The sequence below is a fragment of the Deinococcus piscis genome, from assembly GCF_014653275.1.
Lineage (GTDB): Bacteria > Deinococcota > Deinococci > Deinococcales > Deinococcaceae > Deinococcus > Deinococcus piscis.
Genome location: NZ_BNAL01000051.1, coordinates 1 through 11,279, shown reverse-complemented (window position 1 = coordinate 11,279; position 11,279 = coordinate 1). Strand labels below are relative to the sequence as shown.

The 11,279-nt window shown below is 63.4% G+C and carries 11 protein-coding genes and 1 pseudogene; 5 read left to right on the top strand and 7 right to left on the bottom strand.

Annotated features, from left to right (window positions below; translation table 11 throughout):
* The first annotated feature begins 146 nt into the window (after positions 1-146).
* Entirely contained in the window at positions 147-926 is a 780-nt protein-coding gene (locus IE158_RS12665) for a restriction endonuclease subunit S domain-containing protein (protein ID WP_189644077.1), read from the top strand.
* A 72-nt stretch (positions 927-998) separates the two neighbouring features.
* Here IE158_RS12665 and IE158_RS12660 read toward each other — a convergent pair whose 3' ends face one another.
* From IE158_RS12660 to pheS, 4 genes are read right to left on the bottom strand one after another with little or no spacing between them, the layout of a single operon-like run.
* Entirely contained in the window at positions 999-3,473 is a 2,475-nt protein-coding gene (locus tag IE158_RS12660) for a phenylalanine--tRNA ligase subunit beta (RefSeq protein ID WP_189644076.1), read from the bottom strand.
* Complete coding sequence (locus IE158_RS12655) at positions 3,470-3,937, bottom strand: NUDIX hydrolase (RefSeq protein WP_189644075.1); 468 nt, start codon at positions 3,935-3,937, stop codon at positions 3,470-3,472. Before IE158_RS12655 ends, IE158_RS12660 begins: the two co-directional genes overlap by 4 nt.
* Entirely contained in the window at positions 3,934-4,368 is a 435-nt protein-coding gene (locus tag IE158_RS12650) for a gamma-glutamylcyclotransferase family protein (protein ID WP_189644074.1), read from the bottom strand. Before IE158_RS12650 ends, IE158_RS12655 begins: the two co-directional genes overlap by 4 nt.
* Positions 4,365-5,384: a phenylalanine--tRNA ligase subunit alpha gene (gene pheS, locus IE158_RS12645; protein WP_189644073.1), complete on the bottom strand. Its 1,020-nt coding sequence runs from the start codon at positions 5,382-5,384 to the stop codon at positions 4,365-4,367. Before pheS ends, IE158_RS12650 begins: the two co-directional genes overlap by 4 nt.
* Before the next feature lie 331 nt (positions 5,385-5,715).
* On the opposite strand from pheS, the gene IE158_RS12640 reads away from it, so the two are divergent.
* The 4 genes from IE158_RS12640 to glyA all read left to right on the top strand — a co-directional run bounded on the left by IE158_RS12640 (position 5,716) and on the right by glyA (position 9,900).
* Positions 5,716-6,573, top strand: coding sequence for a DegV family protein (locus tag IE158_RS12640; protein WP_189644072.1), 858 nt, complete (start codon positions 5,716-5,718; stop codon positions 6,571-6,573).
* A gap of 102 nt (positions 6,574-6,675) precedes the next feature.
* Positions 6,676-8,130: a potassium/proton antiporter gene (locus tag IE158_RS12635; protein WP_189644078.1), complete on the top strand. Its 1,455-nt coding sequence runs from the start codon at positions 6,676-6,678 to the stop codon at positions 8,128-8,130.
* Between the two features lie 44 nt (positions 8,131-8,174).
* Positions 8,175-8,579, top strand: a complete 405-nt coding sequence (gene mgsA, locus IE158_RS12630) for a methylglyoxal synthase (RefSeq protein WP_189644071.1) — start codon at positions 8,175-8,177, stop codon at positions 8,577-8,579.
* A gap of 103 nt (positions 8,580-8,682) precedes the next feature.
* Positions 8,683-9,900, top strand: coding sequence for a serine hydroxymethyltransferase (gene glyA / locus IE158_RS12625; RefSeq protein WP_189644070.1), 1,218 nt, complete (start codon positions 8,683-8,685; stop codon positions 9,898-9,900).
* Positions 9,901-9,996: 96 nt separating this feature from the next.
* On the opposite strand, the gene IE158_RS12620 is transcribed toward glyA, so the two are convergent.
* The 3 genes and pseudogenes from IE158_RS12620 to IE158_RS12610 all read right to left on the bottom strand — a co-directional run.
* Positions 9,997-10,545 (bottom strand): protoglobin domain-containing protein, encoded by a 549-nt coding sequence (locus IE158_RS12620; RefSeq protein ID WP_189644069.1) that lies wholly within the window; start codon positions 10,543-10,545, stop codon positions 9,997-9,999.
* Between the two features lie 30 nt (positions 10,546-10,575).
* A complete protein-coding gene (locus IE158_RS12615) occupies positions 10,576-10,947 on the bottom strand; it encodes a roadblock/LC7 domain-containing protein (RefSeq protein WP_189644068.1) in 372 nt (123 codons plus the stop codon).
* Between the two features lie 146 nt (positions 10,948-11,093).
* Positions 11,094-11,279 (bottom strand): annotated as a pseudogene (locus IE158_RS12610) (hypothetical protein); the annotation flags it as partial.

Below are 11,279 nucleotides of genomic sequence, written 5' to 3'. Positions count from 1 at the left end.
GCCACCCAAGCCCTGAAAATTGGAGCCGTCTGGCACGGCTTGTCCCACGTTTTGAGGGGTAGTCAGCGATACCTCAGCTAGGTGATGAGTTCCAAGTCGCTGTAGCTAAAACCGTGCAGGCTGCGCTGACCCAACGTAGAACTTCAGTGAACGCTGCCCTCAAAGCCGAAGCCTTGCTCCTTTCGGCGCTTGGGCTGGAGCAGTGGCAGCCGCCCGAAGCCTTGACGTATGAGCGCTCTGCCAGCGAAGTTTTCGGGGCGGGGCGGTTGGATGCACAGTTTTTCCAAAGCAAATACGCCGACCTTGCCGAACGTCTAGAGGCAACGGGTAGGGCGGCAAGACTGGGCGACTTGCTCAGCCGCAACGAGCGCGGAAAACAGCCCATTTACGCCGAGTTCGGTATGCCCGTCGTCAACTCCAAGCATGTGATGGGAGGTCAGGTCAACATTACCGACGACAACCGTTTTGGGGAGGAAAGTACGGGGGTGACTATCCAAAATGGCGATGTCGTTATCAACGGCACTGGTGTAGGGACAATAGGGCGAGCCGCCCCTTACTTCCACGAGCCGGACGCGCTGCCCGACAATCATGTGACCGTGCTACGGCCAAAGCTTGAAGCAATAGACCCTGTTTATCTTTCGGTTTTCCTCAATAGCCGCTTGGGACAGATGCAGGTAGACCAGCGCTTGCGTGGCTCATCAGGCCAGATTGAGCTTTACCCTGCCGATATTGCAGAGTTCATCATCTGGGACGCGCCCAAGGAAACCCAAGACCAAATCAGGCAAGCAGTGGTGGACAGCTTTGAGGCAAAACGAACCTCTAGCCAACTCCTCGAAACGGCCAAGCGAGCGGTGGAAATGGCGATTGAGGAGTCGGAAGCGGCGGCTTTGGCGTATTTGCAGGCCCACGCAGCGACCCCAGCCTGAGCAGCGGGCAAAACAGAGAGGGGGCGGGTCGGGTGTGTCGCCCTTCCAGCCCCCTCTTTCGGCCATCCGCCCTCAGCCTTCCGCTTTCTGCCTCACCGCCCAGCCCTGCGCCTTCACCGCGTCAATCTGGGCGTTGAACACGGGGTCAATGTCTTCTTCGGTCAGGGTCTTGGCTCCCCGGTAGGTCAGGCGCACGGCCACCGAGCGGTTGCCCGCGCCCACCTGCTCGCCGGTGTACACGTCGAACGGTTCGACCTGTTCGAGCAGTTCGCCGCCTGCGCCCTTCAGGACGCCGACGATTTCGCCGTAGCTGACATCAGCGGGCGCAATCACTGCCAGGTCGCGCAGCGCGGCTGGGGCGCGGCTGGGGTCGCGGAAAGCCCACTCGCCAGCGGGCAGCGGCAGGCTCAACTCGGCCAGGAAGGTGTCGCCCTTCAGCCCGAAGTCAGCGGCAATTTCGGGGTGCAGGGCGCCTAGCCAACCGGCAGGCTGACCGTTCCACAGCACCTCGCCGGCAATGCCTGGGTGCAGGGCCGCTGGGACCTCGTCGCCGCGCAGTTGGCGCAGCTCGAAGCTGGCTCCGCTGGCCGCCGCGAAGCTCTGCACCAGGCCCTTGAAGACGCTGAAGCCACCCTGCACGCCGTCCTGATAGGTGCGGGCCGCGAGGTCGCCGCGCATCAGCAGGCCGAGGCGCTCGGTTTCGCCGCCTGCCGGGAAAATCCGCCCGATCTCGAACAACAGTGCGCGCTCGCCCTTGCCGTAGTTGCCCGCCGCCTTAAGCAGCGAGGGATACAGGGCGGTCCGCAGGCTGGTGCGGTCCGCCGTCATGGGATTTTGTAGCCTCACGCCCGGCACTTCCGTTCGGGCCTTGCCCGCTTCCTCATTGCTGGTAAAGGTGTAGGTCACCGTCTCCTGAAAGCCCAGGCCGCTCAGGGTCCGGCGGAGGGCGTCGCGGCGTTCGCTCGCCTGCGAGGCCCCCACGTTGCTGCTGTGTACCCGCAGGGTGGGCAAGCTTTCGGGCAGCTCGGTATAGCCGTGCAGGCGGGCCACTTCTTCGGCCAGGTCCTGCCAGATGTGCAGGTCCACCCGCCAGGACGGTGGCTTCACCGTGAGCGCGTCGCCCTCGCCCGACACCGCGCAGCCCAGCCGGGTCAGAATGCCGCGCATCTCGGCAGTGTCAATGTGCATACCCAACAGGGTGCGGATTTGGTCGCCAGTGGTTTCGATAGGGCCAGGGATGCTGGGGCTGGGGTCGCCCACCACCGTTGCGCCGGGGTGCGGCTGCCCGCCCGCCTCGGCCAGCAGGCCCACCAGACGGTCAGCGGCGCGGGGCGGGAGCAGCGGGTCCACGCCACGCTCGAAGCGGTACACGGCGTCGGTCTTGAGGCCCAGGCGTGAAGCTGTGCGCCGCAGCAGCACCGGGTCAAAGTGCGCGGCCTCGATGACCACGCTGCTGGTCTGCGCCGTTACGTGGCCGTGCTCACCACCCACGATGCCTGCGATACCCAGCACACCCTGACCTTCCTTGGGTTGGCCCGCCGAGCCGAAGGCCGCAGCCACGCTGGAAATGCCCCGGTCACGGCCATCCAGAATCAGCAGGTCTTCCTGACCCACCGTGTGCGTACCGCCCAGCAGGTCGCGGACTTCTTCACCCTGCCGCAGCCCAAAGCTCACCAGAATCTGGTCGCCCTGCACCTCGGCGCGGTCATACATGGCCGTGGGCTGGCCCAGTTCCAGCATCACGTAGTTGCTGGCGTCCACAATCAGGTCGCGGGGGCGCATGCCGCTCAGGGTCAAGCGGCGCTGCATCCACAGCGGGCTGGGGCCGTTCTGAAGGCCCGCCACCGTGCGCGCGACAAAGTGGTCGCAGCCATCGCGGTAAGTGCCAGTGGTGTCCCGTTCCAGCACCAGCCCTTTGGGTGGCAGCGACACGGCGATTTCGCCTGCGCCCGCCGCAGCGGGGCCGGCGGGCGGCTCACGCAGTTCCAGCCCCAGGAACGCCGCCAGGTCACGGGCCAGCCCCAGGGCACTCAGCACGTCGGCGCGGTTGGGCGTCACTTCCACGTCTAACACGGTGTCTTCGGGCCACAGGTCGCGCAGGGGTGTCCCGGCGGGGGCCTCACCGGCGCGAATCAGCATCACGCCAGCATTTTGCTCACCGATACCCAGTTCCTTTTCGCTGGCCGCCATGCCCCAGCTTTCCACGCCATGCATCTCACGGACGCCGTAGGTCATGCCGCCGAGTTCGGTGCCGGGCGTGACCAGGGCCAGCATGGTCCCCGCTGCCAGACCCACCGCATTGGGTGCGCCGCTGGCGATGGTGTGCTGGCCGTGCTCGGGGCCAGCGTCAAAAGTAATTTTGGTCAGTTTGGTCTCTGGGATGGGTTCAGCGCTCAGGACCTCGACCAAAATGACGCCTGCGGGCACGCTGGGCGCATCTTCTACGCCCTCAAGCGGCAGCCCCATATTGGCGAACACCGGCTCCAGTTCGGAGACGGGGGGCAGGGCGGGAATCAGTTCTTTGAGCCAGGAATAGGGAATGTTCATTGGTTTACCTCGTCGTTCGTTTGTGGGCCAGCGGTGTGTACAGTGGCAGCTTGCGCGTCGGTGAAATCGTGGGGAGCATGCTCGCAGACCAGGCCACGCAGCACCTCAGGAACCAGGTTCACCGCGTCCAGCTGATCCAGGTCCACCCACTGCGGGTCGTAAGCGTTGGCCTCACTATTCCGGATGCCTTCGGGGCCGTCGCCCAGGCGCATTTCTCCGCCCTGCACCGCGCACAGGAAGTAGTGCTCGTGGTTGTCAAGGTTGTCCAGCTCCAGCACCTGCTGGCCCACTTCCACGGTCAGGTTGACTTCTTCCAGTACTTCACGGGCGCAGCCCTGGGCTGGGGTTTCGCCCGCCTCAATCCCGCCGCCGGGCAGGGTGGCGTACGCTCTGCCGTCCTTGCGGCGCAGGATCAGCAGGATTCGGTTCTCGCTGTAGATGAGCGCTGCGGCACGTTGTCTCATGCAGATTCTCCTTGTGGAACGGGCAGGTCATCGCGCCACCGTCCATCCTCAATCAGCGATTCCGGCGGCAGCGGCTGGGCATACACGTATACCCAGGCCATGCAGGCGGTGCCGTCCACCAGCGTCACTTCGCGCAGTTCGCGGGTGTACAGGTTTTCGGGGTGCTGCGGGCCGCGATAGCCCTCCAGCTCATCCATTTTTGCCAGCACGGCGTCCAGCTGCGCGGGCGGGTAGGTGTACAGGTAGCCCTGTACCTGCTCCCCGGTCTCGGCAAAGACCAGACCCGGATAGCGGCCCAGGTGATGCAGCTCCGCACTGCCGATTGAGGCGGGCTGGGCCTGCGGCTGGGCCACCGCCGAAGCCCAAGCGGCATTGCGGTGCCCCGGCTTCAGCGTGCCATAGACGAAGACGTGGGAGTGAATGTCACTCACCCCAGCTCACCCCGGAACTGCCCCATCACCTTGGGGTCATTGGCGTAGAAGTAGCGGATGTCGGGAATGCCGTACTTCAGCATGGCAATCCGCTCCGGCCCCAGGCCGAAGGCAAAGCCGGTCATGCCTTCATAGATGCGGTCCTTGCCTGCTTGCTCGCGCAGGTCGTCCACGGCCTTAAAGACGTTGGGGTGGACCATGCCGCAGCCACCCAGCTCCAGCCATTTGCTCTCGCCGCGTGGGTTGTCCCAGTACACAGCAAAGTCGGCCCCAGGTTCCACAAAGGGGTAATAGCTGGGCTGAAAGCGCACCTTGGCACTGGGACCGTACAGGCCGCGTGCCATCTCGGCGATGGTGCCCTTGAGGTCGGCCATGCTGATGCCCTCGCCCACCACCAGGCCTTCCAGTTGGTGGAACATGCTCTCGTGTGTGGCGTCGGTGGCCTCGTAGCGGTACACCTTGCCGCGTACCACGATCTTGAGCGGTGGCTCGTGGTCCACCATGTAGCGAATCTGCATCGGGGAGGTGTGGGTGCGCAGCAGCCGTCCGTCTTCCAGCCAGAAGGTGTCTTGCAGGTCGCGGGCGGGGTGATACCACGGCACATTGAGCGCCTCAAAGTTGTAGTGTTCTTCTTCGACTTCAGGGCCTTCCACCACCGCGTAGCCCATCTGGCGGTAAATACCGATCAGGTCGTCATAGACGCGGGTGATGGGATGCAGCCCACCGCTGGGGAGCCCCAGGCCCGGCAATGTGACGTCCACCGCTTCGCTACGCAATTTGGCGTCCAGCGCGGCCCGCTTGAGCGTCCCTTCCTTTTCGTCCAGCGCAGCCTGAATTGCCTGGCGCACCACATTGATCTCTGCGCCGCGTGCCTTGCGTTCCTCGGGCGGCAGCTGACCCAGGCCCCCCAGCTGCTGGGTGATCAGGCCCTTTTTGCCCACGTACTTGGTCTTGACTGCCTGAAGTGCCTCTAGCGTATCGGCGGCGGTAATTTCCTGTAGAGCTTCTTGCTGCATGGTTTTTCTCCTTCATGTCCTCGTTGGATAGTCCCCGTTGGGGTTCTGGCTTGGTGGCTTTGCAGGTGGCTTGATGTGGGTGGCTTTGTCAGGGACTGGATGACTGGGGCAACAAAAAATTTCCCCGCCAGCCTCTACGTCAGCGGGGAAATGCAGCGCCTTTGGCCGGCAACTACATGTCCCGGTTTCCAATAAATGGCGAAAGTAACGTCCGGCCTGGGGTCATGGGCTTAGGCTAGCGGCTGGGGCGGTCCACTGCAAGGACTTCATGAGAAATTTGCCTTCTGCCTTGTACGACTCTGGCAAAACCCCCTTTCCTATAGTCCGCTTCATGATCAGAATTCTGACAGACGCAGGGGGGGATATCGGCGCCGCTACCGCGCAGCGCCATGGCATCACAGTGGTGCCGTCGTATGTCAATTTCGGCGCAGAGCGGCTGAAAAGCGACCAGCTCACTTCAGAGGAGTTGATTGAGCGTGTCAGGCGCTCCCGGAAACTTCCGATCACCAGTTCGCCCAACCAGCATGACTGGACCTTGGCTTATCAAAACGCCCTCAAAGACGCCGATGAGGTCATCAGCATCCACATGCCTGCGGGCTTGTCTCAGTCCTTTGCCGAAGCCAAGCAGGCCAGCACCCTGTTTGGTGACCGGGTGCATCAGGTGGACGGCGGCGTGGGCACCTACGCCCTGGGCTATCAGGCACTGCGGGCCGCGGAGCTGGCAGACCGGGGCCTCAGCCGCGCAGAAATCGTCGCCGACCTCGCCTATATGCAGCAGCACCATTTCGTCTACTTCATGGTGGATACCCTCGACTATCTGAGGATGAGCGGGCGCATCAGCGGGGTTTCTGCCTTTATCGGCAACTTGTTCGGCATCAAGCCACTGCTCAAGTATGAACACGCCCAGGTTGTGGCCGCAGGACGCGCCCGTGGGCACCGGGCAGGGGTCCAGCAGATCAGCGAAGCGCTGTCGCAGTTCGCCGTGCAGCAGCCCTATCCCCTGCGGCTGACCTATCTGTACAGCCCTGGAGGAGAGCAGCAGGTGAACATGCTGGGAGAGCAGCTGTCCAGCTGGGGCTACCGAGATGTCAACGTGCAAAAGACCGGTACGGTCACCACGGCCATCGGCGGACCAGGAGGCATGGCCCTGATTGCCGACCCCATCCGCCCGGTGCCCACAGGCCGCTAAACGTAGCCAAGAATCGGGCACCCGTGCGGACCGGGACGCCTGACACCACACCATTTCCCTGGCCAACAGCGCAGACGCGGACGCTACACTGCCACAGTGACGCTGAACTTTGAACTGCTGCTGCTGATCACTGGCCTGATGCTGCTGGTCAGTCTGGTGGTGGGCCGGGTCGGGGGACGGCTGGGCGTTCCTGGGCTGCTGCTGTTTCTGGGCGTGGGGATGCTGGCGGGCACCGACGGCCTGGGTATCGAGTTCAGCAACTATGCGCTGGCACAGGGCTTGGGCACCGTCGCCCTGTGTTTCATCCTGTTTCAGGGCGGCCTGAGCACCGACTGGCAGGAGACACGGCCAGTGGTCTCCCGCGGCCTGGTCCTGGCCACCCTGGGCGTGCTGCTGACTGCTGGGGTCATGGCGACCTTCGGCCATTACGTGCTCGAGATGCCGTGGCCGATTGCCTGGCTGCTGGGGGCCATCGTCAGCTCCACCGACGCCAGCGCCGTGTTTTCGGTGCTCAAGGAACGGCGGCTGGCCCTGACCGGCGACATCGCGCCGCTGCTGGAGTTCGAGTCCGGCGGCAACGACCCGATGGCCGTGTTCCTGACCGTGGGCATCTTGACCCTGATTGAGCAGCCCGAACTGGGCGTGGCAGGCATCGTGCCACTGTTCGTCAAGCAGATGCTGATTGGTGCGGTGCTGGGCTTTGTCCTGGGGCGGCTCGGCCTGCGGGCGCTGCGGCGACTGCCGCTTCAGTTCGAGGGCCTCTATCCCGTGCTGACCATCGCCATTGCCCTGATGATTTTCGGCGGCACGGCAGTTGCGGGCGGCAGCGGCTTTCTGGCGGTCTACATTGCCGGGGTCATCATCGGCAACGCCACCTTTATTCACAAGCGCAGCCTGATCTCGTTTCATGACGGCCTGTCCTGGCTGATGCAGGTGCTGATGTTCCTCACGCTGGGGCTGCTGGTCAACCCGCACGAGCTGCTGCCCACAGCGGGAGCGGCCATGTTGGCGGCGCTGGTGCTGGTCTTCGTAGCGCGGCCCCTAGCGGTGTTCGCTTCACTGCTGCCCTTCAGAATGCCTGTGCGCGACATCAGCATGGTGGCCTGGGTGGGTCTGCGCGGCGCGGTGCCTATCGTGCTGGCGACCTTTCCGCTGCTGGCCGGTGTACCCCACGCGCAGAGCCTATTCAACTTGGTCTTTTTTATGGTGCTGACCAGTGTGTTGCTCCAGGGCACCACGCTGCCCCAGGTGGCCCAGCTGCTGGGCGTGCGTGAGCCCTTTGTGGAGCCATCGAGCCACCCCATCACCTTCACGCCCACAGGCCACGGCAAAAATGACATGGTGGAGGTCGAAGTGGGCCGTGGTAGCCCGGCTGACGGTGCCATGATCATGGACCTGCCCCTCCCCGAAGAAGCGCTGATTATGCTGGTCCACCGCCAGGGCGAGTATCTGGTTCCCAAAGGCCCCACCGAGCTGCAAGCGGGCGACAGCCTGCTCGTTTTGGCGACGCCCAGTGAGCTGAATGAACTGCGCCAGTCCTTGCAGACGCCAAGCTGAGTCCTCAGTCCTGCCGGTACCGGCCAAGCGGCAAGATAGAAAGCATGAGCACCCGTCATCAGGTGGCGCTGATTGCCCACGACGCCCGCAAAGACGAATTGGTGCAGTTTGCGGAGAGTCACCGCAGGCTGCTGCACCAGTTCGCCCTGATTGCCACCGGCACCACTGGAGGCCGCGTCATGCAGGCAACGGGCCTAGAGGTCGAGCGGATGCTCAGCGGGCCGCTGGGGGGCGACCAGCAGATCGGGGCCCGAATTGCCGAGGGCAACGTGCTGGCAGTGTTCTTTTTTCGTGACCCGCTGACGGCCCAGCCACATGAACCCGATGTATCGGCGCTATTGCGGCTGTGCGATGTACATGACATCCCCCTGGCGACGAACCGCGCCTCCGCCGAGGCGCTGACGCTGTGGCTTGAGCAGCACCTGACAGCCGCCATGCCGCCCGCCTAAGCACTGCGAGGCAATCCATACCCTGACTGGTTCTGTCTCATCAGAGGAGACATGCCTGACCTGTAGCCGCCACTCTGACAGAGCAGGTGCTAGCGTAAGACAAATGACCACGCCACTACAGCACAAGGACCAGACCGTCTTCGACCTGCTGGAGCAGGAAGCCGAGCGCCAACGCCTGGGGCTAGAGCTGATTGCCTCCGAGAACTTTACGTCGTCTGCCGTACGTGAAGCGGTGGGCAGCATTGCCACCAACAAGTACGCCGAGGGCTACCCCGGCAAGCGCTGGTACGGCGGCTGCGAAGTGATTGACCAGATTGAGCAGCTGGCGATAGACCGCGCCTGCGAACTGTTCGGGGCAGCCTGGGCCAACGTGCAGCCGCACTCGGGGTCCAGCGCCAACATCGCCGTGTACGCTGCGCTGCTGGAAGAAGGCGACACCGTGATGGGCATGGACCTCAGCCACGGTGGGCACCTGACACACGGCAGCCCGGTGAACTTCAGCGGCAAACGCTTTAACATCGTGGGATACAAGGTAGACGAAGCCACCGAGCGCCTGGATATGGAGAGCGTCCGCGCCCTGGCCCTGGAGCACCGGCCCAAGATGATCATTGCCGGGGCCAGCGCCTACAGCCGCCAGATTGACTTTGCAGCGTTCCGCGCCATCGCCGACGAAGTGGGCGCTTATCTGTTCGCTGACATCGCGCACATCGCCGGTCTGGTGGCCGCTGGTCTGCACCCCAATCCAGTACCGCACGCCCACATCGTGGCGACCACCACCCACAAGACCCTGCGCGGCCCCCGCTCGGGCCTGCTGCTGTCCAATGACCCAGAACTGGGGGCCAAGATTGACCGCGCCATCTTCCCCGGTCATCAGGGCGGGCCGCTGGAACACGTCATCGCCGGCAAGGCGGTAGCCTTTGGCGAAGCGCTTCAGCCTGCGTTCAAGGAGTACTCCGCGCAGATCATCAAGAACGCGCAGGCGCTGGCTGCCGCCCTGGAGGAGCGGGGCTACCGCATCGTGACCGGCGGCACCGACAACCACATGTTCCTGGTGGACCTGCGCCCACAGAACCTGAACGGCACCAAAGCCACGCGGGCCCTGGACGCGAACCACATCACCATTTCTAAATCCACCCTCCCCTACGACACCGAGAAAATCCTGCACGGTGGCGGCATCCGCATCGGCACGCCCGCTGTTACCACACGCGGCATGACCGAGGAGCACATGCCCAAAGTGGCCGAGCTGATTGACCGCGCCCTGAAGGGTGAGGATGTCAAAGCCGAAGTCCACGAGTTCGCTGGCGGCTTCCCGATGCCCTGAGGCCAGTGGCCGGGCAGCAGAACACCGGACAGCAAAAAAGGAGCCCCCACTCTTCGCGGGGGCTCCCTTCATTTTTCTTCCTGATGGCAGGGTGGTTTACAGGTCGCCCTGGAGCAGGCGGCGTGCCAGGCGCTCATTGCCCATCAGCTCGCTGAGGTGGTGCAGCTGGTTGTCTTCGTAGGCCTGGTTAAAGATGGCGATATCCAGGGCCAGCACTTTACGGAAGGCCTGCTTGACATCTTCGCTCTGACCTTCAGTGACCAGTTCGCCGTACTTCTGAACCACGTCCAGCATGGCCAGTGGGTAGCGTACCGGCAGACCGATCTTGACATGAATCTTGCCGATCACAATGCGCTTCTGGGCGTAGTCGGTGCCGTAGTCTCCGGCAAACAGGTCGCTGAACCAGTCGCTCACCGAGACGCGCAGGCGTTCTACGTCAGCACCTTCCATGTACTGGGCAGTGTTCTCCTGCGACAGGATGCGGTCATAGAACTCCTGGGTCATCTGGGGGCCCAGTTCCTGCGCTTTGCCGTGCAGGGCCTTCAAAGAAGCTTTTTCAGCATCGGACAATCCCAGCAGTTCAATCAGTTCACTGGCAACTGCGGTGTCCTTGACGTGCCAGCTGCTGCGTTCAAGTTGGGTCATGTATTTCTCCTAAAGTGGCGAGGGGCGCAGTTAGAGGACGGTGGTGACGCGGCTAGCGGCGTCACGGGCTTCCATGTTCAGCAGGCCGACGTTCATGCCGCTGGGGGCCACCACGGCCAGCACGCCTTTGCGGCCAGCGGCGTAGATGTACACCTGTCCGTCCAGGCCCGCCACGCTCATCTCGCTCAGGTCGCCCGTACCCAGGGTGTCGTTGATGCGCTTGCCCAGACCCAGGGCGGTGGCGGCCATGGCGGCCACACGGTTGCCGTCGGTGTTGTCGGTGAACAGCTGCGCAATGGGCAGACCGTCCACGGTGGCGATCATGGCACCCCGCAGGTCGGGAATGGCGCTACGCAGATCAGAAATGATGGCTTGCAGTTGTTCCTGTTTACTTCCAGTCATGGTGGCTCCTTTTGGACTGAATTCTGGTCCGTCAAACACCAGGTGTAGCGAACGACGCCGTACTAGGGGGGCCTGGTGTCTGAACATGCATATCAAAACATGGCGTAACTTACAAACTCCTCACGCCCCAGTTCCGTGCCCTTGGCTCAGCTCCGGCGGCGCGCCTCAAGCTGCGCCTGCTGACGCTCCAGCTGCTGCTCGTACACCTGACGGCCCAGGTCCAAGAACAGGTAGACATCCGGGTCTTCATTGCGGTAGTAGGCCAGGGTAGTGGTACGCGAAATCCTTCCACATCGGCCCCACTTTTTAGGAGGGTGGGGCACACTGGAGGG